The 26,397-nt window shown below is 41.5% G+C and carries 31 protein-coding genes; 21 read left to right on the plus strand and 10 right to left on the minus strand.

The features are described 5' to 3' along the window. The first annotated feature begins 23 nt into the window (after positions 1-23). From ELX58_RS04300 to ELX58_RS07910, 14 genes are all read left to right on the plus strand, one after another. A complete protein-coding gene (locus ELX58_RS04300) occupies positions 24-1,100 on the plus strand; it encodes a lactonase family protein (RefSeq protein ID WP_133441931.1) in 1,077 nt (358 codons plus the stop codon). A 619-nt stretch (positions 1,101-1,719) separates the two neighbouring features. After that, positions 1,720-2,754 (plus strand): ABC transporter substrate-binding protein, encoded by a 1,035-nt coding sequence (locus tag ELX58_RS04305; protein ID WP_133441932.1) that lies wholly within the window; start codon positions 1,720-1,722, stop codon positions 2,752-2,754. Positions 2,755-2,771: 17 nt separating this feature from the next. Beyond that, complete coding sequence (locus ELX58_RS04310; RefSeq protein WP_174919245.1) at positions 2,772-3,776, plus strand: ABC transporter permease; 1,005 nt, start codon at positions 2,772-2,774, stop codon at positions 3,774-3,776. 10 nt (positions 3,777-3,786) lie between these two features. Next, positions 3,787-4,530, plus strand: coding sequence for an ABC transporter ATP-binding protein (locus ELX58_RS04315; protein ID WP_133441933.1), 744 nt, complete (start codon positions 3,787-3,789; stop codon positions 4,528-4,530). Positions 4,531-4,612: 82 nt separating this feature from the next. Beyond that, on the plus strand, positions 4,613-4,846 hold the full coding sequence (locus tag ELX58_RS04320) for a hypothetical protein (protein WP_133441934.1): 234 nt from the start codon (positions 4,613-4,615) through the stop codon (positions 4,844-4,846). 219 nt (positions 4,847-5,065) lie between these two features. Next, the gene (locus tag ELX58_RS07895) at positions 5,066-5,215 is read left to right on the plus strand and encodes a hypothetical protein (protein ID WP_162614640.1); all 150 of its coding nucleotides are present in this window, start codon (positions 5,066-5,068) and stop codon (positions 5,213-5,215) included. A gap of 90 nt (positions 5,216-5,305) precedes the next feature. Next, positions 5,306-6,781, plus strand: coding sequence for an amino acid permease (locus tag ELX58_RS04325; RefSeq protein WP_236747652.1), 1,476 nt, complete (start codon positions 5,306-5,308; stop codon positions 6,779-6,781). A 193-nt stretch (positions 6,782-6,974) separates the two neighbouring features. Then, the gene (locus tag ELX58_RS07900; RefSeq protein WP_162614641.1) at positions 6,975-7,139 is read left to right on the plus strand and encodes a hypothetical protein; all 165 of its coding nucleotides are present in this window, start codon (positions 6,975-6,977) and stop codon (positions 7,137-7,139) included. 56 nt (positions 7,140-7,195) lie between these two features. Then, the gene (spxB, locus tag ELX58_RS04330; protein ID WP_133441935.1) at positions 7,196-8,998 is read left to right on the plus strand and encodes a pyruvate oxidase; all 1,803 of its coding nucleotides are present in this window, start codon (positions 7,196-7,198) and stop codon (positions 8,996-8,998) included. Between the two features lie 130 nt (positions 8,999-9,128). After that, positions 9,129-9,746, plus strand: a complete 618-nt coding sequence (locus tag ELX58_RS04335) for a nitroreductase family protein (RefSeq protein ID WP_133441936.1) — start codon at positions 9,129-9,131, stop codon at positions 9,744-9,746. A 72-nt stretch (positions 9,747-9,818) separates the two neighbouring features. Then, positions 9,819-10,391: a hypothetical protein gene (locus ELX58_RS04340; protein ID WP_133441937.1), complete on the plus strand. Its 573-nt coding sequence runs from the start codon at positions 9,819-9,821 to the stop codon at positions 10,389-10,391. A gap of 85 nt (positions 10,392-10,476) precedes the next feature. After that, positions 10,477-11,226 carry an alpha/beta hydrolase gene (locus ELX58_RS04345; RefSeq protein WP_133441938.1) on the plus strand — a complete coding sequence of 250 codons (750 nt, stop codon included), beginning with the start codon at positions 10,477-10,479 and terminating at the stop codon, positions 11,224-11,226. Positions 11,227-11,334: 108 nt separating this feature from the next. Beyond that, positions 11,335-11,502, plus strand: a complete 168-nt coding sequence (locus ELX58_RS07905) for a hypothetical protein (RefSeq protein ID WP_162614642.1) — start codon at positions 11,335-11,337, stop codon at positions 11,500-11,502. Positions 11,503-11,638: 136 nt separating this feature from the next. Continuing rightward, positions 11,639-11,785 carry a hypothetical protein gene (locus tag ELX58_RS07910; protein WP_162614643.1) on the plus strand — a complete coding sequence of 49 codons (147 nt, stop codon included), beginning with the start codon at positions 11,639-11,641 and terminating at the stop codon, positions 11,783-11,785. 295 nt (positions 11,786-12,080) lie between these two features. Here ELX58_RS07910 and ELX58_RS04350 read toward each other — a convergent pair whose 3' ends face one another. Beyond that, positions 12,081-12,968, minus strand: coding sequence for a GRP family sugar transporter (locus ELX58_RS04350; RefSeq protein ID WP_133441939.1), 888 nt, complete (start codon positions 12,966-12,968; stop codon positions 12,081-12,083). 121 nt (positions 12,969-13,089) lie between these two features. Here ELX58_RS04350 and ELX58_RS04355 point away from each other — a divergent pair, with 121 nt between their 5' ends. Further along, positions 13,090-13,674 carry a sugar O-acetyltransferase gene (locus ELX58_RS04355; protein ID WP_133441940.1) on the plus strand — a complete coding sequence of 195 codons (585 nt, stop codon included), beginning with the start codon at positions 13,090-13,092 and terminating at the stop codon, positions 13,672-13,674. Positions 13,675-13,946: 272 nt separating this feature from the next. Then, positions 13,947-14,747, plus strand: a complete 801-nt coding sequence (locus ELX58_RS04360; protein WP_133441941.1) for a transporter substrate-binding domain-containing protein — start codon at positions 13,947-13,949, stop codon at positions 14,745-14,747. Between the two features lie 69 nt (positions 14,748-14,816). Here ELX58_RS04360 and ELX58_RS04365 read toward each other — a convergent pair whose 3' ends face one another. Continuing rightward, positions 14,817-15,896: a hypothetical protein gene (locus tag ELX58_RS04365; RefSeq protein ID WP_133441942.1), complete on the minus strand. Its 1,080-nt coding sequence runs from the start codon at positions 15,894-15,896 to the stop codon at positions 14,817-14,819. Positions 15,897-16,015: 119 nt separating this feature from the next. After that, on the minus strand, positions 16,016-16,741 hold the full coding sequence (locus ELX58_RS04370; protein ID WP_133441943.1) for an NAD-dependent protein deacylase: 726 nt from the start codon (positions 16,739-16,741) through the stop codon (positions 16,016-16,018). A 268-nt stretch (positions 16,742-17,009) separates the two neighbouring features. Here ELX58_RS04370 and ELX58_RS04375 point away from each other — a divergent pair, with 268 nt between their 5' ends. Next, on the plus strand, positions 17,010-17,294 hold the full coding sequence (locus ELX58_RS04375; protein ID WP_133441944.1) for an HU family DNA-binding protein: 285 nt from the start codon (positions 17,010-17,012) through the stop codon (positions 17,292-17,294). Between the two features lie 159 nt (positions 17,295-17,453). Here the strand turns inward: ELX58_RS04375 and tuf are convergent, their stop codons facing one another. From tuf to ELX58_RS04405, 6 genes are all read right to left on the minus strand, one after another. Continuing rightward, the gene (gene tuf / locus ELX58_RS04380; protein WP_133441945.1) at positions 17,454-18,644 is read right to left on the minus strand and encodes an elongation factor Tu; all 1,191 of its coding nucleotides are present in this window, start codon (positions 18,642-18,644) and stop codon (positions 17,454-17,456) included. 391 nt (positions 18,645-19,035) lie between these two features. Further along, on the minus strand, positions 19,036-19,578 hold the full coding sequence (locus tag ELX58_RS04385) for a biotin transporter BioY (protein WP_133441946.1): 543 nt from the start codon (positions 19,576-19,578) through the stop codon (positions 19,036-19,038). Between the two features lie 208 nt (positions 19,579-19,786). Then, a complete protein-coding gene (pcp, locus tag ELX58_RS04390; protein ID WP_133441947.1) occupies positions 19,787-20,455 on the minus strand; it encodes a pyroglutamyl-peptidase I in 669 nt (222 codons plus the stop codon). Positions 20,456-20,483: 28 nt separating this feature from the next. Next, entirely contained in the window at positions 20,484-21,407 is a 924-nt protein-coding gene (locus ELX58_RS04395; protein WP_133441948.1) for a DUF979 domain-containing protein, read from the minus strand. A 10-nt stretch (positions 21,408-21,417) separates the two neighbouring features. Then, positions 21,418-22,077 (minus strand): 5-oxoproline transporter, DUF969 family subunit, encoded by a 660-nt coding sequence (locus ELX58_RS04400; RefSeq protein ID WP_133441949.1) that lies wholly within the window; start codon positions 22,075-22,077, stop codon positions 21,418-21,420. 221 nt (positions 22,078-22,298) lie between these two features. Continuing rightward, positions 22,299-22,751, minus strand: a complete 453-nt coding sequence (locus ELX58_RS04405; RefSeq protein ID WP_133441950.1) for a hypothetical protein — start codon at positions 22,749-22,751, stop codon at positions 22,299-22,301. Between the two features lie 426 nt (positions 22,752-23,177). Between ELX58_RS04405 and ELX58_RS04410 the strand changes: the two genes are divergently transcribed. Continuing rightward, the gene (locus ELX58_RS04410) at positions 23,178-23,360 is read left to right on the plus strand and encodes a hypothetical protein (protein WP_133441951.1); all 183 of its coding nucleotides are present in this window, start codon (positions 23,178-23,180) and stop codon (positions 23,358-23,360) included. Between the two features lie 74 nt (positions 23,361-23,434). On the opposite strand, the gene ELX58_RS04415 is transcribed toward ELX58_RS04410, so the two are convergent. Then, a complete protein-coding gene (locus ELX58_RS04415; RefSeq protein WP_133441952.1) occupies positions 23,435-24,163 on the minus strand; it encodes an NAD-dependent protein deacylase in 729 nt (242 codons plus the stop codon). Positions 24,164-24,250: 87 nt separating this feature from the next. On the opposite strand from ELX58_RS04415, the gene ELX58_RS04420 reads away from it, so the two are divergent. From ELX58_RS04420 to ELX58_RS04430, 3 genes are read left to right on the plus strand one after another with little or no spacing between them, the layout of a single operon-like run. After that, the gene (locus tag ELX58_RS04420) at positions 24,251-25,213 is read left to right on the plus strand and encodes an AEC family transporter (protein WP_133441953.1); all 963 of its coding nucleotides are present in this window, start codon (positions 24,251-24,253) and stop codon (positions 25,211-25,213) included. A gap of 33 nt (positions 25,214-25,246) precedes the next feature. Beyond that, positions 25,247-25,720 carry a glutathione peroxidase gene (locus ELX58_RS04425; protein ID WP_133442573.1) on the plus strand — a complete coding sequence of 158 codons (474 nt, stop codon included), beginning with the start codon at positions 25,247-25,249 and terminating at the stop codon, positions 25,718-25,720. An 11-nt stretch (positions 25,721-25,731) separates the two neighbouring features. Then, positions 25,732-26,115, plus strand: a complete 384-nt coding sequence (locus tag ELX58_RS04430; protein WP_133441954.1) for a hypothetical protein — start codon at positions 25,732-25,734, stop codon at positions 26,113-26,115. The last annotated feature ends 282 nt before the right edge of the window (positions 26,116-26,397 follow it).

A 26,397-nucleotide genomic window follows, 5' to 3' on the forward strand; every position in this document is an offset into this window, starting at 1 on the left:
GTAGATATAGAGGAGCGATTCTAATGATCGAAAAATTTTTAATCGGAACTTATTCGTTTGACTTAAAACCGAGTCATGGGATTTATGAATTAGAACTGAATGATGATACTAAACGTTTACAGAACCTACGTTTTGTGGCTGCCGCTGGTAACCCGACGTACTTAGCTTTATCCAAGAAGAACCGGCTTTACGCCATTGATAAAGTCTGGGATCATAACTGGGGTGAAGAAGACGCTAAGTTACGTGGTGGCATTGCCGTCTTAGACAACAGTTCACGTCCAGCAATGGCCCTTAGTTATAATTTGAACCCAGGTACTTCACCGGCATACGTCGACATTGACGAAAAGGATCAGATGGCTTTTACCGCTAATTATCATACCGGTGTCGTAATCGTCTATAAGATCCAGGCCGACGGTTCACTGAAGGAAACCGACCGTGTTCAGGATAAGGGTCACACCGGTCCGCGTCCTGAACAGCAGGACGGTGCTCACCCGCACTTTGCTGACTTAACGCCTGACCGTCGTTTAGTCGTCGTTGATTTAGGTCAGGACCGGTTGTACTTATACGACTTAAGTGACGCTGGTAAATTAACACCCGTTAGCCATTTCCAGTTCAAACCAGGCTTCGGTCCTCGACACATCGTCTTTGATCCGAAAAAGGGCGTTGCTTACGTTTCTGCCGAACTTAGCAGTAACGTTGCCGTCATGAATTATGATCAGCAGGCCGGCAAATTTACCCTTAAACAGGTGATTTCGACAATTCCTGATACCTGGACTAAGCACAACGGTGCTGCCGCCATTCGAATGTCTAACGACCGAAAATACATTTACATTTCCAATCGTGGTTACAACACGATCGCCGTCTTTAAGTCGGATCCAAGTGGCAAGTTAACCTTGATCCAGCAAGCTCCGGTTGCCGGCGATTTTCCACGGGACTTCAACTTCAATCATGATCAGAGTATGATGATCGTTCTTAATCAGAATACTAACAACGCCACTTTGTACACACGGGATTCAATGACCGGTAAATTAAAGATGGTCCAGAAGGATTTCCGCGTTCCGGAAGGCGTCTGTGTTTGTCCAGAAAAGATTATCAAATAAATTTGATTTTATGTTGATATTATCTTGATGTCATCATAAATCAGCACTATAATTGTTTATGAACTTAGAAATAACTAATTATAAGTAAGTAATAAAATGATTAAAACCAGATAGTAGTTAAAGGGAACTTGCTTTAGCGAGCGCCACTAAAACCGATGCGAAGGGCGTAACAAGCCTTTAACGAAGTTGCACTGGCTAGATCAATGGTTAGTGGAAGCTAATCGTCCGTCAATCGCGTTATGAATTAATTAAGAAATTACGGTGCAACACGCACAATAAAAGGTGGAACCGCGGCGAAAGTCGTCCTTTGATTAAATTCAAAGGACGGCTTTTTTCGTTCTATGGGTTTCTTAATTAATTCAAAATGTTTTGGTTCGGCAACGTTAGTGAACGCTAACGGTTCGGTCGATCTCGTTATCGATCCAATCAAGTTACCGGTGTGCCTAGCACACAATTAAGGTGGGACCGCGGTTTATATGATCGTCCTTTGAATTAAATTTCAAAGGGCGTTTTTTCTTTAGTTGATTAAAGGAGTTGAGGTAACTGATCAGCGAGTTCTGATGGTATCGTGATGTTTAACTTAGACAAATATTTTTAAGCAAAAGAGAGATGAAAAATAATGAAAATTAAGAAAGCAATCGTACTTTTATTAAGTAGTTTAACGGTCGTTGGTTTGTTAAGTGGCTGTGCTAGCCATGCCGCAAAAGAACCTGGCTATCGATATGGAACCGTGGTGGCTCCGGCTAAAGACGGTTCAATCTGTAACGCCCCAAATTATATCGCTGACAAAGAGGGCTTCTTCAAAAAGAACGGCTTGAAACCGGATCTGCGAGCCAGTCCCAAGGACATTAGCGTCTTAGAAGCAGGTTTTGCCAGTGGCAAGTACGACGTTAATAACGGGGACTTTCAATACTTACCCGCAATTCAAAACGGGGCACCGATTAAAGCCGTTGCCGGTCTTCATCAAGGTTGTGTAAAGGTTCTGGTTCCTAAGAACTCCAAGATTCACAGTGTTAAGCAGTTGAAGAATAAAAACATCGGGGTTCCAGCACCCGGCTCGACACCGATGTTCGTCACTTCAATGGCTTTGGAACACTCGGGAGTTAGTCCTAAGAACGGTGTTAAGTGGCGGAGCTACCCGAATAATTTATTAGGCAAAGCTGCCCAGAAGGGTCAAGTTCAAGCCATCGGCGTCGTTGACCCGTTTGCGTCTCAATATCAACACGAGGACGGTTTTCGGGTCTTAGTTAATAACAATAATCGTTATGGTAATAATCACATGGCCAAGATGGGCATGCGGAAACACGGCTCATGCTGCTATTTGTATCTATCTAGCCGTTTGATCCGTAAAGATCCGGCTAAGGCCCGTGCAATCGTTCGTTCTTATCATGAAGCCGCTAACTGGATCAACCGGCACCCGAAGAAGACTGCTGAGATTGAATTAAAGGATCATTTCGTTTCACGTACGAAATATACCAACATGAAACACCTGACCAACATTTTGAGCAGTGAAAAATTTCACTTCAGCGCTAATCATGGCAAGGCTGATTTTAAGAATTACATCGTTCAGTTAAAGCGTGCTGGTTACTTGAAGAAAGATACCAACGTTAACCAGTTATTAAAGTATGCTTATTGGAATTCAGAATCGAAATAAGTTGGGGATGAACAAGTTTGAATCGAATTGAAAAGCAGCGTCGCCAGGATTATTTATTGAAACGTAAATACTGGCGAGGCTGGAAACCAACGTGGAATATCGTTAACATTGCTGTTTTGATAATTGCAATTTTAGAGAATCGCTTCGTAAAGACGACAGAACCCGTCAACAATACGGCATACCAATGGTTCTTGTGGATTTATCTAATTTATTTATTAATTGTTTACGGTTTCGGTGCTTTCAAGCGTAGTCATATCCATTTACATTACTATGCTGGTCATTTTGCACCGTTAAACACCGTTTTAGGTATCGTTTTGATTTTCCAGGATTTGGTGACTGAAAAACTTCAGTTATTACACTTACCGTTCTTCGTAAGTTTTGCTCAGATCCTGGATCAGATGCGGGCTGACGTCCAAATCCTGTGGGAATCAACGTTATCATCATTCGGTCTCTGGCTGATCAGTTTCGTGGTCGGCACGTTACTAGGCGTATTCCTTGGGATCATGATGGGTCACTATAAACGGTTTAACTATTGGGCCTTTCCGTTTCTAAAGGTTATCGGCATTATTCCACCCGTTGCCTTAATGCCAATTGTATTAGTTGTATTTCCAACTAATTATCTAGCCGAGATCTTTCTGATTGTATTCGCGGTTTGGTTCCCGGTTGCTTTCATGACGATTAACGGTGTTCAGGGGATTTCATCCCATTACTTTGAATCCGCTAAGACGTTGGGCTTTAGTGAAGGCCAGATTATTCGGAAAGTCATTATCCCGGGATCGATGCCAAGTATCTTTAACGGGATGTACACTTCGATGGGCCTGTCGTTTACGATGTTAGTCATCTCTGAAATGATGGGCGCCAAGATCGGCTTAGGCTGGTACATTAACTACGCCAAAAGCGTTGGTAACTATCCGCAGGTCTATGCCGCAATCGTGATCATGGCGATTCTGTTCTCGGTGATTTTTGCGTTAGTCAACAAGCTTCATGATCGGGTCTTATCATGGAACGATTCGAATGAATAGGAGTCCTAATATGTCATTATTATCGCTTAAAAACGTTTCTCAGCAGTTCGTTGATAACCAGGGCCGACTGGTTCACGCTTTAAAGGACATTAACTTAGACGTTAATCCTGGTGAGTTAGTCGCAATTATCGGACCTTCCGGATGTGGTAAGACTACCATGCTTCGAATTATTTCCGGATTAGCGAAGCCTAAGACTGGACGAGTAGTTCTAAAGGATCACGAAGTCACTAAGCCTGGTGTTCACATCGGTTACGTCTTCCAGCACGGCAGTTTATTTCCCTGGGAGACGATCAAACAGAACATTGGCTCCGGTTTAAAAGCGGTTCATGGTAATGATTATGATCGCTCGTTAGTTGACAAGTATTTACAGTTAATGGGCTTAAGTCGTTTCGCGAACGCTTATCCGCACCAAATATCTGGTGGGATGGCACAAAGAGCTGCATTAGCCCGTTCGATCATCATGAAACCCGAATTATTGTTACTAGATGAACCAATGGGCGCCTTAGATGCCTTTACCCGAGCTGATATTCAAGGTGTGATTTACCGGATCTGGCATAAATCTAAGATGACCATGATTTTGGTTACCCATGATATTAACGAAGCGGTCTACCTTAGTAGCCGAATCGTGATCATGACGCCACGTCCCGGTCGGATCAAGGACGTCATTCAAAATAACTTGAAGTTCCCACGCGATCGAAACAGTGACGCGTTCTTCAAGATGAGTCGTCAGGTCCGGAATGAACTGAAGTTTTGATAATTTGAAAGTCGCCCCTGATTAATTTACATGAATGTTTTATAATTAGACATGTAATTTGGAAATTATCGGAGGTATTACAATGACCAGAACTTTTATGATTAAGAGTAAAGACGAATACAAGCCCGGCCAGACCGTAACAGTATGGAACAACATGCCAGATAAAAAGCTTCAGGAAAAGTATAAGATCGTGAAGTTATTGCACTATAACAAAGAAGACAGCATCGGTGAATTCAAGGTCGAACCCGTTGACGTCAGCAAGGATCCCGGTAATTTAACCGATGGTCATGGTCATCCAAGCAAGGGCTTACGTTAATTAATCAAGTTAATAAGACAGAAAAAACGACGTTGCTTCAAAAAGAAGTAACGCCGTTTTTTAGTGTTGTCGTAATTATATCGGAGCCTTGATAACCCCGACAGATTTATTATATCAAGTTCAGGTCCTTAAAGTAAATAGCCAGAAAGGACATGAAGACTAAACACCCTGTTGAGTAGACAGTGGGTCTATCGTTAGAAATGGATGGGAGATGTGATTATGTATGAATTACATGAAAACATTGAATTAGAACTTAAAAGCACTCCCGTTTACGTACCGCAAACGACTAGAATGCTCAACACCAAGCAGGTTCGTTTCTTAACCAGAAAGAGCTTTCCACTTGGCAAGCATAGTCATGTTGTCCTATAAAACAATCAAATATTTTATCTGAGGGAGGGCTCTGCTGATTAGTTAATTAGTAGGGCTTTTCTTTCTATATTTAGAAGGGAGCTGACATTTATGCAAGCGTCACATGGCGGACCAAAAGTAAAGTTAAAGCGAACGCTAACGCCAGCTAAAATGCAGATGATCGCCTTAGGTGGTGCCATCGGTGTTGGACTGTTCATGGGTTCAGCATCCACCATTCAGTGGACCGGTCCATCAGTCTTACTGGACTACGCAATTGCCGGATTTGTTATCTATCTGGTTATGCGAGCCCTAGGTGAAATGCTGTATGTTCACCCGGTTACTGGTTCGTTCGCCGACTTTGCCAATTATTATATGCACCCGATTTTCGGGTATCTCACCGCCTGGAGTAATATCTTTGAGTGGATTATCACCGGTACCAGTGAAGTCATTGCGATGGGTACATATTGTCATTACTGGTGGCCTAGTTTACCGCGTTGGGTACCAGGATTAATTGCCATCGTGTTCCTATGCAGTGTCAACATGATTTCTGTTAAGTCATATGGTAACTTCGAATACTGGTTCTCAATGATTAAAGTTGTCACCATTATCCTGATGATTATTGCCGGACTCGGTGTCATCATCTTTGGTTTTGGTAACGGCATGCATCCCGTTGGTGTTAGTAACCTTTGGTCACACGGCTTCTTTGGTCATGGCTTGAAAGGCTTCCTATTTGCCTTTGCGGTTGTCATTGCTTCATACCAAGGTGTTGAATTCATCGGGATTACCGCCGGTGAAGCTGAAGACCCGCAGCATTCGATTGTGAAAGCCGTTCAGTCGACCATTTGGCGAATCATGATCTTTTACGTTGGTTCCATTTTCGTAATTGTCAGTATCTTTCCGTGGAATCAGTTGGATGCTCAACAATCACCGTTCGTTGAAACCTTCTCAAAGATTGGGATTACGATTGCTGCCGGTGTCATTAACTTCGTTGTTTTAACTGCTGCATTATCTGGTTGTAACTCCGGGATTTACAGTACCAGTCGAATGACCTTTAACTTAGCTAGTAAGCATGAATTACCGAAAAGCTTCACGAAGATCAACCATAACGGGGTACCGTACATTGCCGTACTTGCCGTTTCGATCGGGATCTTCCTAGGACTAGTATTGAACATTATCTTGCCGTTCTTCATCAAGAGCAGTGGCAAGATCTTCGTCATGGTTTACAGTGCCGGGATTCTGCCAGGCATGGTCCCTTGGATCGTCATTCTGATTAGTCAGATGCGGTTCAGAAAGATTGAACCTCAGTCATTACATAATCATCCGTTCAAGATGCCGTGGTCACCATTCAGTAACTATGGTGCGTTAGCGATCCTGTTCGCAACCTTGATCGTGATGATGTTTAACCCTGATACTCAGATTCCGCTGTTGATCGGTGTCATCTTCTTAGCAACCTTTACGTTTATCTACATCATCAGACATAATAAATGGCGCTTGATCAATAAAAAGTGGTTTATGAATCACTTTAAGTGGATGCACCTTAAGAAGAGTCACCATTACTCTAGAGACTACTTAAGATACCTAAGTTAGCTTGTGAAAGTGGAATGTTGAATGTGTGAAATCAACACCTATTGAGTGGGTTTGAGCCATGATTATGATGATCCAAATCCATATGATAGGAGGTGAATGATGTGAGAAATCATAAAGCTGATTGGCCAAGAAAATGTAAGCGCTTGCATAAGTGTGAACTTATCAAGTGGCTGTTTGTAAAGGAAGTAATACAATGACCATTTCCGTATTAGCTGCATTAATTATCTTAATCGCATTACCTTTAAGCTATGCTTTAGTAAAGTTAATTAGCTTGGGTTATGAAACACGTAACAGCGATGAAAAGAACTTCGCTCGCTACTTACGGAATAAGGAACGCTATCAGGAATACTTTGACTGATTAGCTGATGGGATTAATGATTGATTAATAAATGAAAGATTAAGGAGATCTTTTCAATGACTAAAGATATCGAAGCATATGTTGCTGGATTGAAGGTTCTAGAATCATATGGAGTTAAAGATATGTTTGGTTATCCAGCAGGTTCTGTTAATTCTCTGCTTAATGCATTGGATCAAGAACAGGATAACGTTAAATACATCCAGGTCCGTCATGAACAAGTAGCTGCGCTAGCTGCTAGTGCCCATGCTAAATTAACTGGCAAGATCGGTGTCTGCTTTGGTTCAGCTGGTCCAGGTGCCGCTAACCTGATTAACGGTCTGTATGATGCGAAAGACGATCATGCTCCAGTTTTGGCATTAATCGGTCAGACATCTAATAAGTTAATGAACTATGACTTCTTCCAAGAATTTCCGGAATCTCCAATGTTCGCTAACATTGCTCAGTACGACCGCATTGTAATGACACCAGAAAGCTTACCACATGTTATTAATGAAGCCGTTCAGCAAGCATACAAGAACAAAGGTGTCTCGGTCGTTGTCGTACCAAACAACTTTGGTTATGTAAAGATCCCAGACAGTAACTACACCAGTGCTTCCAAATCAATGGAAAAGGCTACGCCACAACCAAAGGCAACCCATCGTGAGATTATTGAATTCTTAAAGATGGTCAAAGAAGCCAAGCGCCCAGTAATGCACGTTGGCCGTGGTATTCATGGCAATGGTGACTTGGTCGTTCGTTTATCCAAGAAACTTCGGATTCCAGTTTGTGTCGATGGCTTAGCCCGTGGCTTGATTGATTCCCATTACGAAGGTTACATGGGATCAGCTAACCGTGCGGCTACTAAACCAGCCGATGAAGCTATTTCGTCAGCTGACTTAGTAATCGCAATCGGTGGTGACTTCTCATTCGCTCAGACTTACTACGCATCACATCCATTTAAGTACGTTCAAGTCGATAACGACCGTAGCGAATTAGGTAAGCACCACTCATTAGACTTAGGTATCTGGGCCGATGCCGGTGACTTCTTGACTAAAGCCTTAAGAGCCAGTCACGATGCCGGATCATCCAAGTTCTTCGATGACATGGTCGTTGATAAGCATAACTGGGACGACTATATTCATCACATTCAGACCATGCCAAAGAAATACATTCACACCCAACAGATTTATTACTGGTTGAACAAGAAGGCCGATTCAGACGCCATCTACTCAATCGATACCGGTAATAATACCATTGATAGCTTCCGTTACTTAAATCTATATCATCATAAATGGTCATTATCGGCATTATTCGCAACCATGGGTTACGGTTTACCAGCATCCATTGCCGCTCAGTTAGACTACCCGCACCGTCAGGTCATCGACTTATGTGGTGATGGTGCCATGACGATGGTCATCCAAGACTTAGTAACCTTGCATAAATATGACTTACCAGTCTTGAACATCGTTACTTCGAACCGTGACTTAGGCTTCATCATGGGTGAACAAGAAGATGCCCCGATGAAGTTCTTCGGTTTACACTTACAGGACTTAAGCTTCGCTAAGGTTGCTGAAGCCATGGGTGTTAAAGCCGTAACGATTACTAAACCTGAACAAATTCCTAAAGCTTTAGATGAAGCTGAAGAAACGATGAAACAGGGCCACCCATTTCTAATTGACGCCAAGGTTGTTGATGAACGAGCTCTTCCGGTTGAAGACCTCCAAATCCACTCGGTCAATGGTAAAGTCAGTGAAACCGTTGCACCAACATACCGCCAAGACAAGGCCAACGGTGGTCACTACACCTTACGTCAATTCTTTAACCAGTATCATGGTCAGGGCCTGAAATCATTGCCTGAGATCATGAAAGCAAATCAGTAGTGATTGGTCTGCATATGGATCCCTTCGATTTTAAGCGAAGCGTCGTTCGAAAAGAACGGCGCTTTTCTTTTTATTCTCATTTTGGTAAAGTTAACTATGAAAGTCATTATACGTGAAAGGATCCGACAGAATGCAATCCAACATGTTAAAAATCGCTAAAATGCGCCGCAGTATTTATCATCTGGGCCGTGACGTTAAATTAAGTCAGGATGAAGTGATTGATTTAATTGAAAATGCCGTCAAGCTAGCACCGACACCGTTCAATAACCAGTCCGTTCGAGCCGTGATCGTTACAGGTCAGGCTCAGGATAAGTTATGGGACGTTATTAGAGATTCCGTTAAATCGGTCGTTGGTGAAGATAAGTATCAAAAGGCCTTTGCTCCAAAGGTTACCAGCTTTAAAGCAGGTTATGGAACAGTTATGTTCTACACCGATGTCAACGTTGTTAAACAAAGTGCCAAACAGTTTGCTGGCTTTCCGGCCATTAACTTCTCCGAATGGGCTGAACAGGCCCAGGGCAATGCCCAGAGTGCCGTTTGGGATGCTTTAGCTGAACAGAAGATTGGTGCCAGCATTCATCATTATGCATCGCTATTAGGGACGACCGTTTCTGACAATATCGCTAAACAGTTCAAGATTCCAAGTAACTGGTGGTTACGGACTGAAATGGTCTTTGGCTCGATTGAAAAGTCAGCCCACCCGAAGACCTTTATTAGTGACGAAAAGCGGTTTAGAGTCTTCAAATAACTCCGTTAAGTTGAAATATTAGGGACTTCGTCGAGTTTGTTTTAAAATTACTTTTAGAGGGGGAGGTCAACCATGTCTAAGAAAGTCAATCCATCAGGTGAACGAAATTTCTTGATCGGCCTATCCAGGCAGACCAAGGGTAGTGATGGTTTCATGCCGTCCGGCAATAATCACCACCGCAAATTCTGGTACATCGTTCTTGGCATCGTCGTTGTCATCGTATTATTTATTTTTGGTGCAAATATTTACGGTAGTCATCATTCGACTAAATCACAGCCGAGTCACCATACGAGAGTTACCAAGGTTGCTAAAAAGCCAACGTATCATAAGGCCAAAAAGTCCAAGAAGCACGCCACTAAGGAAAGTAGCAAAGAAAAAACCATTCGCCAGCGTGCTAAGAAGGTTCGTCGTGCTAAAAAGTTAGCTCAAAAGAAGTTAGCTGCCGAACGAAAAGCTGCCCGTAAAGCCGCTCGTCGTAATCGTGGTGGCAACCGTAACAATGGTGCAGCTACTACTTATCGTCAGGCGACCACGCCAAAACGTCAGTACAGTCGTCAGACTACTCAGACAACGTCTAAGTCCAGTCAGACCAACACTGGTACTCAATCAAATAACAATGCGCAGTCGAACAATAGTCAGAAATAATAACTAATTGATTTGATTAAAATAATCTCTATAACGTTTCCGTGTTATAGAGATTTTATTTTGGCTAAATTAGGGAGTAAATAGTGTGTTACTTAGAAAATTCAGGATTCCCGCCAGTAATTCGTTAACGTCATGGCGAGGTAAACCACAGGTCTTTCATTACCAATTATCTTGTGAGATGTATATTCCAGAGAACGTTAAACCTAAAGGAATCATTATCGTGAGTCATGGTTATAGCGCCACGATGGAGTCGACGTTTCGCTACGTTAACCCATTGATCAAAACAGGTTATGCAATTTGCCTGTTTGATTTTGGCGGATACGGATCCAGTCGAAGTCGTGATTTTGATGAATTAGACGCCAGTGTCTTGACCGAAAAGGTCGATTTGATTACCGTAATCAAGGATATGGAAAAGAATTTCCATCCCAAACGTTTAATCTTGATGGGATGCTCACAGGGTGGCCTAGTGTCAGCATTAGTTGCCAATGACTACCCAAAGTTAATTGATAAAATGATCCTGTTTTATCCCGGCTTTAGCATTCCGGATAACATGAAGAGTGGCCACCCAATCTTGAGCTACGACGGTGCCCGAATTGGTGCTCGTTACGTCGTGGACGGTCAAAAGTTGGACCCGTGGAAACAGATTAAGAATTATCATGGACCCGTGCTGATTTGTCATGGCACCGCTGATTATCTGGTTAATTTTAAATATTCTCAGACTGCCGCCAAGGTTTATTCAAACGCTAAATTAGTACCGATTCCGCATGGTGATCACTGCTTCTATAAACACGGTTTCCGTCAAGCGATGCATGAAGTCGATACGTTCTTGAAATAATCCACATAATTGTGATACATTATACCAATGTCGCTCGAGTGGTGCTATAGTCTATTGTGACGAAAGTAAAAGGTGCTACAAGGGCACTTTAAAGGGAAAGAGATTCACATGATCGCAAAGATTATTTCAACAGAATTAATTTGGTTCTTCATTTTTATCGTATTATTTAGCATGATTCATGCTTGGCGTAAAAACAGTAGCTTTCAGCGTGTCGTGGTCTTCTTGATGTCAGAAATCGTGGCTGCGATCATCGTTTCTTATCCATTATGGCCTTAAATTAATCTTTAGTTAATTTTTGAATATAATCATGAATATGATATACTAATACACGTCGATTGATATAATCGTATGTCTTTCTTCTGAGACCTTTAATGGTCGAATCTATTAAAAGTTTGAGAAGGAGGAAATGCTTATGTCTCTTAGTGTTTTAGCATTTTTAATTATTGCTATTACTTTGCCACTAAGTTATGCCTTAGTTAAAGGCATTAGCTTCGCTTATGAAGCTAAGGATGCTAAAATCCACGCTTTAGACAAAGCTGCCAGAAAGGCCAATAATTAAATTTCTTAAACCTTTGGTAAATCGAATGTTACTTGTATGCGAAATAACGAACAATTAAACCAATAATGATTAAGTTAAACTAGCAAAACACACTGCAGGAGATGTAATTGAAAGGTTGGTACCTAGATGTAAGGTATCGATAGATTGCATTATCTAACTGCGATGGCTTCTGTTTTTGACTTATCACAATTCTGTTTCCACCGTTTTTAAACAAGAATTTGTGCCGTCAAAGTTAGAAAAAAGTTCGTTAGGAATTATCCTAACGGGCTTTTTTTGTATCTCATTTAAGTTCTAATTAACGTAAGAAACTTGTCATGATCCCGCCGACAACGATAACGGAAACTCCACTTAGCGTGTAGAATAAGGTCTTGCCGTGCTTGCGTTCGTGCAGGATCGTTAGTCCACAGATCGTGGAAATTACCGGTGTCATCTGAGATAGAGTAAATGCCGTTGAGACGCTGGTTAACATCATTGCGGTCTGATAGAAGAACGTTCCTAGACTGGAGTTAAAGCCTTCAATAATATTCAGGAAAGCTGATTTATTAAAGAAGACGTTCCAATGACGGTCTTTCTTGGACATCAATGCCAAGATGACGGCACCTAAGAACATCCCGACCGTCTGAGACGGAAACGTAACCCAGCCGGAAGCATCTGGAATTCTCGGGAACGTTGAACAGATCGTATAACCAATCCCGGCACCTAGGATCAACTTAGTAACGTTAGCCGCAAACTGTTTCTTCTGAATGTACGTTGATTTAAGCGGTGTCTTTTTACCACCACGGGTACTGACGTAAACCCCGAAGATGATGAAAGCCACGGCTGAAAAACCAATGATCTTAGCTAATGGACTGGCCCAGCTGCCAAAAAACAGGACCCCGACGATGTTGACACCGACTAGCTGGACCCCGGAATTAATCGGGCTGGTGGTCGATACACTTAATCGATTGTAAGCGTGGTACTGAGCTAGTTGACCGACAGACCAAAAAGCGCCACCGATGCAGCACCAGAAGAAGTCCCAGAAAGTGATGGTTGGCCTTTTAATTAGAAAAATAATTAGACCGATAACTAATCCACCATATGTCGTTCCTAACAATTGCTCGATGGGTTTACCACCCAGAAAATGAACGAAAACTGGCGTGAAACCCCAGAGTAATGCCGGAAGTAACGTAATTAGCAATGTCAATTTAGAATAACCTCTTTAATGACGAGTTAATTCCATTTTAGCATTTTGACGAGCGGAATGCCGAATTTATCAGGCATTTGGGACGTGGTAATATTGATTCAGAATATCGAGGGATAGTTTAATGGACATTTTAAAATTAATTAAATCACAACAACCGTACTCAATCGTCTTCACCAAGATGCCTGACCAGTTACAGAAACAGGCTTATCATCTCTGCTGGATGTACAACATCTGTGATCCGAATGATCAAAAGAAACGTCAACGGATCTTAAAACAACTCTTTGGTAAGGATGTCCAAATTGGGATTAACCCGCCGTTTCACTGTGACTATGGTTTTAATATTCACGTGAAGGGAAGAGCTTTTCTAAATTACGGTGACGTTATTCTGGATACCTCGCCCGTTACGATTGGTGATGGAACCTTGCTTGCGCCTAACGTTTGCTTAGCATGCGCCGGTCATTCGGTCGATTATCATCAACGTCATGAAGGTGTGATGACCAGTGCTCCGATTACGATCGGCAAGGACGTCTGGATAGGTGCCAATACCTTCGTAAAGGGTGGCGTAACGATCGGCGATCATTCAGTCATTGGCGCCGGGAGTGTCGTTACCAAAGATATTCCAGCTAACGTGGTGGCCTTTGGGACACCGTGCCGAGCTTACCGGAAAGTTACTCCGGCAGATCATTTAAAATACGTTATTCGTTAATATGGCTATTTATTGGTAAAAATATCAAAAAACCACATCAATATTGACTTACTAAAATTAAGTGCTAAAGTAGAAATTGAAATTTGAAGTAACTGATCTAGAAAGGGATGAAGTTAATCATGATTAGTTTAATGAATTGTTGCTGTTGTTTAGTTAACGCTAACGCTAGTCATGATCAACCGAATCTTGAGTAATCGTTAATTAATCAGCAGTTAATTTAAGATCAAAATTAAAAGACGTCAAATCTACTTATAAAAGGGGATAATGTAGAAATGCAATTGTTGAAGAAGCTTGTCAAATATATGTTAGTGCTGATTACTGTTGTCAGCACAGGTGCCATTTTAACAGCTTGTGGAGCCAGTAACACGGCAAAGTCTGAATTAGTTCACCCGCATTACTTAACGATCGGGATGTCTGCTCAGACGTTTCCGTATGCCGGGCGCAATTCTAATGGTCATCTAACGGGATTTGAAGTTGATTTGAGTAAGGACATTGCCCATAAGATGGGCTTAAAGCCAAAGTTTGTCGTTACCAAATGGGCCGGATTAATTTCTGGTCTAGGAACCGGTAAATACGATGCCGTATTCAATAACATCTCGGTTACTAGACAACGGAAGAAGAACTTCCGCTTTGCGACTCCGTACATGTATTCATATACCGATATCGTGGAGCCTAAGGATGAACACATCAAAGACTTGAAGCAGTTACGTGGCCAGAAGGTTGCTGATCAAGGTGGGACCGATAACTCACTAATTGCTGAAAAGTGGCACGCTAAATTCATGCCCGTTGACGGTAGCGAGATTTTACCGTTCCTTCGTGAAGGTCGTGCTAAGGCAACCATTGCCTCGGTTCCTAACTGGTATGGTGATAAAAAGTACCAGAACGTTAAGGGCTTGAAGATGGTTAAAGTACCAACCAGTGAACAGAAACCGGATTTGGTAGCACCGTTACTTAATAAGAAGTCACCGCAGTTACAGAAGAAGATCAGTAAGGCCATTCAAGAATTAAGAAAAGATGGTACCCTCAAGAAATTATCGATTAAGTACTTTGGTCATGATTTAACAACCAAATAAAATATAGCGATAGATAATTAGTAGTCAACTTAAAAACGACCACACTATTATGCGGTCGTTTTGTTTACCCTAATTAATTAATAATTCAGATGGATAATGCAGTAATAAGTACCCGTGACCATGATAAAAGGCGATGTCTTCGAATTCATAGTGACCGGTCAACTTGGTGGCCTTGATGTCATTCGGTCTTAAATGATTGAAGTACTTAGTCGGTGCCGACATCAGTTCACCATCGGTTACGAAGTAGATGCGGTTATGTTTAGGATCGTAGCCCATGTTCTGCATGATCAATCCGGGGGCGTTTCGAATTCCCTGGACCATGTGGAACTGGACCTGGTTATGACTGATCTTACCTTTATATAGCTTAAGGCTACCCATATTAGCGCCACCACGCGGGTTAAAGGTTCTCGTACAAGTGTAGGCATTACCATGCTTATCGAAGGTCAGGACGTCACCCATCGGATATGGATACATGATGAAGTTGATTTGTTTGATCGGGTTCAGACTCTTTTTACCGATTTCCTGAATGCTGGTCATGAAGGACGCACCTTCTTCGTTAGTCAACATCCATAATTTATGCGTCTTGGGATTATAAGCTAAACTTTGGCCATGGCCACCTTTAAAGACCGGACCAGCGGCATAATTCGTAAATTGTAAATGATGACGCTTTTCGGTAATGTGATAACGAATAATCTGAATTTCACCACGGTTATCGACTCGGTGAGTTACGTAAAGGGTGCCGTGATTGGTAATGGCGATACTCTGTGGATTGTGTTCACTATCGAGATTCTTTAGGCGAGCGTAGGGTTTAAAATTCATTCGCTGGTTACCACCCGCAAAATTCAAGTGTCGGTAGGGGTTGAAGGTTTGATTGTAATGTAGGCTGTAATTATTGGGCTCTGCGTAGTCCCGGTTATTGACGAAATGAAAATTACCCAACTTAATGTAAGACGTTAGGGCGTTTTGGTGCTGATTGATGATTTTGACCCGGTTGAGTTTAGGGTGTTGGCCCTGATCAGTGGACCAGGTGGTAAAACTAAGTCCTAAAGCCAACACGATGAAGGTTAATAGGACTTGTAGTAAAAAGACTAAGATTGAGTTTTTAAAAATTGAGCGCTTTTCATGTTTACGCATCGTGAATTCACGCATTATGATCGACTTCTTTGCTAAATATTCTGCCCTTACAGTGTATACCATTAACGATCGGAGTGGGTAACAAAAAAGAGCCCCGATTGAACGGGACTTTAGATTAATTAATTTCTAATTGATTAAACGTGTAATTCCTTAAAGAACTTGGTGGCGTCCATCTGAAGCATCGTGAAATGTGGAACGAACGGGATGCGGTTGATCTTCTGTTCGTTGATCATGATGACCGGTGCGCTTGGGCTCTTGTACTGGTTAAGCATGTTGAACGGAGCAACTGCCATAGCAGTCCCAACGATCACGACTAAATCAGCTTCTCGCATCATCTGTAAGGCACGGATAATGCTACTGTATTTCATGCCTTCACCATAAAGAACTAGGTTCGGTCGGATCTGACCGCCATCTTCTTTATGAATGGGACTCTTTAAATACTGTTGCCAAGGAATGGATTTACCACACTTTAGGCAGTGGCAATGGTAAATGTTACCATGGAATTCAACTAAGCGGTCTTTCTTGGCGTGAGCCTTATTATACAGGTTATCGACGTTCTGGGTAATGATGCTGGCACGGCCTTCACGGGTCAGCTTAGCCTGAGCTTCATGGATAGCGTTGGGTTTAGCGTCTGGATAGTACATCTTAGCCTTCATGAACTTGTAGAAAGTCTTTGGGTAGTTCATTAAGCAATCATGGCTTAAGTACCATTCGGCAGGCTTGTTATTAGCCTTGTTCTGGGTATATAGGCCACCTTTGGAACGGTAATCCGGGATTCCGGATGCGGTAGAAACTCCGGCACCGGTCAGAAAGACAATGTGTTTCGATTTATCGAATAATTTTTGAATCTTAGGATCCATATTGTTACCTTCTTACGTTTTTTAGCTTTTTAATTCATCTTCATTTACATCTCCATTGTACTAGAGATTGGATATTAGATAAACGATCACGAAAGTAGGTCGAATCCTAATGCCTTAGGGATTTTCATGGCAAAAAAGTTGAATCGGGAAAGTCGTTAATGTATCATTAACCATGAAAAAGGTTGGTTAATACCTAATTTAACGGGGCTTAGCATTGTTGTTGGCTCATAACTTAGGTATAATATAACCATAAAAAGGAGTAAGTACTATGAAATACTTAAATAAATCTGCTGTTGTTTCAAGCATGGTCAAGAAGACCGGCTTAACTAAGAAAGACGCAACTGCTGCATTAAGCGCATTTGTTGACACTGTTTCCGCTGCATTAGCTAAGAAGCAGGGTGTTCGTTTAATCGGCTTCGGTTCCTTTAAGGTTAACCATCGTAAAGCTCGTAAAGGCCGTAACCCACAGACTGGTAAGCCATTAAAGATCGCTGCACGCGACGTTCCTGCATTCAAAGCTGGCCAGGGCTTAAAGAAAGCCGTTAACAAGTAAATTAATTTTCTTGAATTGATTTTTGTTATATAGCATATAGCGGAAAACCGTACTTTGAAAAAAGTACGGTTTTTTGTTTATCTAGTTAATTTGAGTAACAAAAAAGAGCCTTGCAAAAGCAAGGCTCTTAAAATTAATTATTAATTTAATAAGTCGTATTTAGTTTAATAACTTAGTAACAACTCCGGCACCAATGGTATGGCCACCTTCACGGAAAGTGAAGCGGGTCTTAGGTTCCATGGCAACTGGCTTCTGTAATTCAACATCTAATGAACTTACATTATCACCAGGCATTACCATCTTAGTACCTTTTGGTAAGGTAACCTTACCAGTTACATCACTGGTGTAGAAGTAGAATTGTGGCTGGTAACCAGTAAAGAATGGACTATGACGTCCTCCTTCTTTCTTGGTTAATACATAAACGTGGGCACTGAACTTAGTGTGAACGTCAACGGTATTAGGTTTAGATAATACTTGGCCACGAACAACGCCTGTACGCTTAACACCACGGAGTAAGATACCAACGTTATCACCGGCTTCACCGACATCCAAGTTCTTACGGAATGTCTGTAAACCAGTACATACAGTATCAGTCTTCTGTTTAGTTAAACCAACAATCTGTACAGGATCTTGGATCTTGATAGTACCACGAGAGATACGACCAGTAACAACGGTACCACGACCAGTGATGGTGAATACATCTTCGATTGGCATTAAGAATGGCTTGTTGTAAGCACGAGTTGGAGTAGGAACGTATTCATCAATGATTTCCATTAACTTCTTAACTTGTTCCTGAGCCTTCTTATCACCCTGTAATGCTTTCAAAGCTGAACCACGTACAACTGGAACATCTTTACCTTCGTAATGGTATTCGGATAATAAGTCACGAGTTTCCATTTCAACTAAGTCGATTAATTCTTTATCTTTAACTTTGTCGACTTTGTTGATGAAGACAACGATGTACTTAACACCAGTCTGACGTGCTAACAGGATATGTTCACGAGTTTGTGGCATCGGACCATCATCAGCGGCAACAACTAAGATGGCGGCATCCATCTGAGCGGCACCGGTGATCATGTTCTTGATGTAATCGGCATGTCCAGGGGCATCAACATGGGCATAGTCACGGTAAGGCGTCTGATATTCTAAGTGGGCGTTGTTAATCGTGATACCACGTTGCTGTTCTTCTGGTGCTTTATCAATTTGCTTGTAATCTTCATCCTTAGCTAAGCCCTGTTCAGATAAGACTTTAGTAATGGCTGAAGTTAATGTTGTTTTACCATGATCAATATGGCCAATCGTACCAATATTTACATGTGGCTTTTTACGGATATACTGTTTTACTGCCATATGATAGGCCTCCTATAAAAATATTTTACTTTCCTCGACAAAAATATTTACTCGTCGAGAAGCTTCAATGCTTATTATAACCGTTTTTACCCATTAAATAAAACCCCAACGAGATTTTCTAGAAAATTTTTATATTTCAAAAGTATTAATAACCAATTCAGAACTGTGGTATTATATTAACAGAGTGTATATCTCTAGCAATCGCAACGCAGTGGCTAATGTTGGAGATGCTGGCTTATTGATACTCACTCTTGGCCGCCATTTTAGGCGGGGAAATAACCAAGAATTCAATAAATATAATTTTAACGTTATTTTCTGCTGTTATGAAACCTTCTATAAAAGGCCCACAAATTGATGTGGACCTTTTTATTTTGGCTAATTTTCAAATAATCTATTTTAACAATTCACGCATATGACTGGATTTTCTTACTTCCCAGTACACTAATGCAGCAACCAATGCTTTAATGATGTCACCAGGGGCAAACAGTAAGTTATAAACGACAGCTTTCATCATCGGGAAGTGGACCGTAGCCATTAGACCAAGGCTGCCACCAATTTCGTCAACCACGATGATGTTGACGATTGCGACAATTAAGAATAACACCAATAGATTCATGTGCTTCCTGCACATCTTCATGAACCAGCACATGAAGAACGGAACGAAGATCCAGCCGTAAACGTAACCGCAGGTCGGGCCTAATAATAACGTCAAGCCACCGGTACCGGATAAACCGATCACTTTTAACAAGATGAACAGTAGAACGGCAATCGTTCCACGTTTACTGCCTAACAACAGGCCCGCTAACATGACACCTAAGTTTTCCAGAACGATTGGGGTTGGTCCTAACGGAATTCCCGGAATGTATGATAATGCCAGCATAATCGCAGCCATGACGGCAATCTGAATTACATGATTAAGTTTAGTTGTGCTCAATATAAATCTCTCCTAACGATGAGCATTATACGAGAATCGTTAAACTAATGGTCTTTCGATAATTTAAGAATAATGAAAAACCACGCTTAACCCCGACATAATAGGAAACAACTGGAAATTACACATTCTGCAAAACGTATCATTATTATAAAAACCTTTGATAATCTCGAAATTATCAAAGGCCGTTAAAAATGTAATTCAGAAAGGGTTATTTATTTACTTTATTATAATGGTAAGCATTCCCAATATCCTTAAGGTCAGGTTTGCCATCGAATTTCACGATTGCTTTGATTGCGGCAGTTACGCCCTTAACGTTCTGTTGTAACGTCAAACTCGGAGTTCCCTTAGGTTTGTTCTTAGTTTGGCTTGGGATGTACGGGATGTGAATGAAACCGGCCTTAAGATGTGGAAATTCCTTATCACGCATGTATTGAACAGCGTACATGACATGGTTACAAACATATGTTCCCGCTGTCATTGATAAACAGGCTGGTAATCCAGCATCTCGGATTGCTTTGACCATTGCCTTAACCGGTAATTGTGAAAGGTATGCCGTTTCACCATCTTTAGCAATCGGCTTGTCCATTGGTCGGTAGCCGGCGTTATCAGGGACTGAACCATCATCGATATTGACGGCAACTTTTTCAGGGGTTAGACCAATTTGACCACCAGCTTGACCAACGTCTAAAACATAATCTGGCTGATATTTTTTAATGGCTTCATGGACTTTTTCACCAGAGCGCTTAAATTCAGTTGGAATTTCTAGTTTAATAATCTGAGCACCATCGATGGTATCAGGTAACCGTTTAACAACTTCAATGGCTGGGTTAATCGGTTCATTTTCAAAAGGATCAAATCCCGTAACTAAAATTTTCATAAGTAACAGGCCTTTCTATGTATGTAAATTAAAATGCTAAGAAGTACATCGTAATAATCTGAACTAAGAGCATAATTAACGCAATTAAAATCTGTTTCTTAATAACACCGTATGAATCGTGAATTTTTAATAGGCCAACCGGTAATGAATTAAAGGCGGCTGACATTGGCGTCAATAACGTTCCACAATATCCAGCGATCATTCCGATCGAAGCAACCACAACGGGTGAACCACCTTGCGCAATTACAAACGGGACCCCGATCGCAGTGGTGATGACGGCAAACGCAGCGAAGGCATCACCCATGACGAATGTAAATAGAGCCATGGCAACACAGTAAACCGTGACGCCCAATAAATGATTACCAGGCGGGAAGACACCAGCCATTGTCTGCGAAACGATTTTGCCGACACCTGAAGCGGTGAAGATAACACCTAACATCGCTAATAACTGGGGCTGAATTCCGGCTGAACCAACCTGTCGAACCATTCTCTGAGTATCTTCATAAAGGGTCTTCGGGCCAGACTTTGCCATGACCATTGCGAAGATTAATGAAATGATTGCGGCAATTCCGATTCCAATCTGACTACCGTTATTACCAAAGTGGCCAACTTTCGTAATTACGATTGCTAAAATGGCCAGGATAAAGCTGGGTACGAAGATCCAGGCGCCGAGTTTATCTGCGGATTTAGATGCAATCACTTTATTCAGCGGTTTAATGTGGCCGACCTTGACTTGTTTACATAGTAATAAGAGTCCGGTAATGACAACTAAAATGCCGACAATTTCATAACCGAGCCATTGACCAATCGAGAAGATAACGGCGTTAATTAACCAAAATAATGAAGTTCCAAACCGAACCGGATTCGTCTTATCAAGTAGCGTTTGAATCGATGCCGTTAGGAACATTACGCCTAACAGCATGTAGAACGTCGTCATTAAAATATTAACCATCAGTATTCACCTATTTCTGTAAACGCTTATCGAAGATGTAGTTATAAATTACAACGAGAATAAGGATGATGATCGCTGATGGAATGGAATAGACTAACGTCTTGGTAATGTCGATTGGATAACCAATGGACTTCATTGAACTTGCTATCAGTAATGAACCGCCGGCAACAATACTTAAATCCTGACTAAAGAAGTTACTTAAGTTTTCATCGGCGGCTGCTAATGATTTAATTCCATCGGATTGTTTTCGGGTAATCTTATGTTGTTTTACCTTAGCGGCTGCAATTGCCATCGGGCAGACTAAAGGCCGAATGAACTGAACTTGACCTTGTAACTGAATTCCGGCAGCACAGCCAATTTCACGAATGAAGGTATAAGCATCACAAATCTTACCAGGTGTCAGTGACTTCAGCTTTTTGACCAAACGAGCGGCTTCGACCCGTAAACCATGCCGTTCCATGATACCGATCATTGGTAAAGTTAGGAAGAATAGGGAAATCATGCGGTTTTCCATAAATCCTTTGCCCATGATGGTCAGGATTTGATTGATATCTAATCCAGAAACGGCTGCGGTCGCGACTGCCGCGATTACAACGACGGCCGAAGAATCAATTTTCAACGCAAAACCAATAATAATTAGAACAATCCCAATTAATTTCAGGTATTCCATGTAACAACCACCTTTCTTAATGTAAATCTAGGGATATTATCAACTAAGTATGATTATTATAGAGACGATTTGAGTTCATTACCTTGTGATTATTTATAAAAAAGGTGTTGATTTAGTTAACATTATTTTAGATTAGCTTAATTAGCCGGCCAAATGGTGAAATAAAAAGGCCACCAATTTAATTGGTGGCCATAAGTTTAATAATTCAAAGGAGAACTTATTTATAAAGCATTGCTTAACTGAGCCTGTAATTCACTGGCTTTCGAATGGTTATTCTTGTCGACACGTTCTAATAACTTGATTGGGTTTGGTAGCATAATCTTCCAGCCTGGTGTATCAGGATTGTTAATGGAGTCATCGGCTTCATCAGTGCTGGCGTTACCAGTGGACTTTGGCTTATAGAAGACGCTGACCATGAACTTCTTGTTAAGTTTCTTTAAGTAAGCCATGTAGGTGCTTAGAGTACCTAAGTTATCACCATGCTTATACTGGTTAGTAACGTATTTCTTAGCGTTGCGGACGGTCAGATAGTGGACGTTAAGTTTATCATGGGTGACCGCCATGTGCGGATTACGCTTAAAGAATTTATACAGGACCTGGCTAACGTTTAACACCCACTTATTCTTTGGCTTTCTGCTGTCAACATATTTATTGAGGACTTCACTACTCTTCATAGAAAACAGCTCCTTTCTCAATGAATCAATTAAAGTACGGTCAGCAGGGTTACTGAATGTACGTCTTAATCATTAACGAACCTTTTGATTTATTTCGTCCCTTTTATTTATTATTTAAAAGCTATTTTGATGATATAGCTAGGATTTAGTCGTTTATGACGTAAATAGACGGATAATCTTGATATGGCGGGATGTGCAATTCGCTAATGATTAATAATAATTAGTTGAATTTGGTATAAAACCACTAAGGTCCCTGAGCTCTCGCTCATCTCAGGGTTAGTTCATTTTTACTGGCTAAATTTAATTAGCGCTGTGGCGTTTTTCAAACCCTTGAGAATGACCGCAATAACTACAAGAATAAACAGATACTTTATAATGGCAATCTTGGCAGCAGGGGGATTAAATAGATTATAGGAAGTGATCAAAATGATGGAAGTAACATTAGGTGCTTTTAAAAAAGGTGTTAAAGCTTACCAGAATTCATCTAGTAAGAGTCCACAAACTTTAGCTCGTTTGATGAGCGAATATGATGACTTATCATTTAAACACAACGCTCACCAGGCTGAACTGAACAAGTTAGCCGACAGCATTCGCGTTCACGAATCCTAACTTTCACCAGACAAATTCGTTCGCTTCGTATATGCCTCATTATGCCTCCGCTATAATTGAGGCATTTTTGTTACCTAATTTAATAGTGCTAACTGGCTAAAGAACTTCACAGCATCTTCCCTAATCATGATTAAGCCCACGTTGTACGAAAAGTGTAACGGCTGCTTATTGATCGCGATGATTGGGACGTTTGGCTGATGATACTTGATTAGATCTGCGAACGGTTCAACTTTCATAGCTGTACTAACGATTACAATTAAGTCGGCGTTCAGCATCACGTTCATACTACGTTTAAATTTCTTCTGATTGATACTTTCACCATATAAAACTAAGTTGGGTCGAATCAATCCGCCGTCCGCTTGATGAACAGGGGACTTAACGTACTGTCGCCAATCAACTTTCCGGTGACACTTCATGCATTCGCAGTCGTAAATGTTACCGTGAAATTCAATTAGCCGTTGCGGATCAGCATGAGCTAAGTGATACAGATTATCCACGTTCTGAGTAATAATGGTGGCTTTCCCCATCCGGGTTAGTTTAGCCTGGACATTGTGAATGACGTTCGGTTTAGCCTGGGGATGATACATATACTTGACCATGAACTTATGAAACGTTTTGGGATGGTGCATTAAGCAGTCATGACTTAAGTACCATTCCGCTGATCGTTTCTGCTTTTTCCTGCGGTGATATAAACCATTTTTGGATCGGTAATCAGGAATTCCCGACGGTGTCGACACTCCGGCACCCGTTAAAAAGACGATGTGCTTTGAAATCTTAAACAAATTAATGATATTCGCGTCCATGGTGTTCGCTTTCCTCTTAAATAATGTCCACTTCGTATTATAATGGACTCAACTAATAAAAGAGCATTATTATAGGAAGCGTTTAACATGCTAGTTCTATGGAATTCCATTCAAAGCGTCCTGGTCATCGTTCTGATCATGGCACTTGGTTACGTATTACGAAAAGAGAAGTGGCTATCGGATAGTTTTGGTAACGATATTGCGCGACTGATTCTGAACATCTCGTTACCAGCTGCGATCTTCGTTACCGTGTTAGAAAAGCTGAACCGTGGCGAATTAGCAAGTTTCTCCGGATACTTGTTACTCGGTGTAATTGCCTTTGCCATCAGTTACGTTCTGTCAATCGTCTGGGCAAGAGTGGCCCACGTCGGCACCGGTCGAATCGGGACCTTTATCAACGGGATTACGAACCCTAATACCGTCTTCATTGGTTTGCCGTTGAACGTTGCACTTTTTGGTAACCAGAGTTTAACTTACTTCCTGGTCTACTACGTGCTGGATGTCTTCTCGACCTGGACTGCCGGACTGTTTATCGTCAACAGTGATGATCCAACCACTAAGAACAAGAAGACCTACTTGGACTGGCACAAGATATTACCGGTTCCGTTACTGGCTTTTATCATCGCGATCGTAGTCCTACTGTTCAATATCCCAATCCTCAAGATTACCTTCGTTAAGTCATCATTGACCTACATCGGTAGTCTAGTCACACCGTTGTCATTAATCTACATCGGGATCATTTTGGCCAACGCCGGACTAAAGAACATGCGCTTTGACCTTGATACCGTCATGGTCATGATCGGCCGTTTCGTCTGTGTCCCAGCCATCATGATCGGGGTATTGTTAGTTGCCATGAAATTCGCAACTCTGCCAAAGTTACTGACCCAGACTATGGTCATCCAGTCAGCAGTACCAGCCATCGCGGTCTTACCGATCTTGGTTCATAACGCCCATGGTGACGTTAAGTTCTCGGCTAACGTCGTATCGATCTCGACCGTCATGTTCATCGTTGTGATCCCGATCCTGATGTTCGTAATCCAGTATCTATAATAGGAAAACAAGTCAAAAGTATTAAGGATGAAAATAATGAATATTTATGATTTTAAAGCCACCGAAGTCAGCGGCCAGCCGATCGATTTCAGTGATTATAAGGGTAAAGTAATTATCGTCGTCAACACCGCTAGTAAGTGTGGCTTTGCCAAGGAATTAAAGGGCTTGGAAGCTTTATACAAGGAGTATCATCAGGACGGTCTAGAAGTCGTCGGCTTCCCAAGTAATCAGTTCCGTCAGGAATTAAGCTCCAGTAAAAAGGCTAGTCAATACTGTAAGATGCACTACGGTGTTACATTCCCGATGACCACAATGGTCAAAGTCAACGGTAAAGATGCTGCACCGATCTTTAAGTATCTGAAGAAAGAATCCGGCCACGGCTTCATCAAATGGAACTACACCAAATTCTTGATTGGCCGAAATGGTAAGTTAATCCATCGTTACGCTACACCGGTAATGCCGAAGAAGATGGAACCAGCAATCGTTAAAGCTTTACAGACTAAGTAGAGGTGATTACTTTGGCTGCAATCACGAGTGATCGAATCGATAAGGTCTTTAAAAAGATTCTGGACGAAAATAAGCACGGTGCCATCAGTCTGGATACCTTCATGAAGACGATCGAAAACGTCATCATGGAACTATCACCTGAGCAGACGAAGACGTTCGAAACCCAATTAGCAAAAGCCCAGCATAAGCCGGGTGGTGCGATCAATCCACCAATCCCAAAAAATATTCAGAAGTACTTTGACCAGGCCAAGATCTATTATGTGGACCAAAAGGGCTTGTATTACCATGGTCATGAAACTAAGCGTGGCACCGGTGGCAGGCTAGTTGGCTATAAAGACTTACCTCATTTGGCTGAAGTTGCCAGGGCGTTTATATCGGATAAGTTTGGTAAGTAATTAGCTAAGATGTGATATTCTATAGTTACAGTGATGAATACCAAGTAGCGCCTTAGGTTTCTATCTTAATTTATTAATGATAATATAAATTATGGTAAGAATAGCTAGGGCGATCAATTGGATTACTTATTCAAAGGAATGGCGCTTCAAATAGCGCTTTTCTTTTACCCTGATAAATAATTTGAATATTCATAGAAAATACGATATTTTAAAGTTGCGTTAAGGAATTTTGACACGCAATGGTTTCAAGATTTACAGAGAGTCTACTGAAAAGTGGACTTT

Source organism: Acetilactobacillus jinshanensis (genome assembly GCF_004359375.1).
Taxonomy (GTDB): domain Bacteria; phylum Bacillota; class Bacilli; order Lactobacillales; family Lactobacillaceae; genus Acetilactobacillus; species Acetilactobacillus jinshanensis.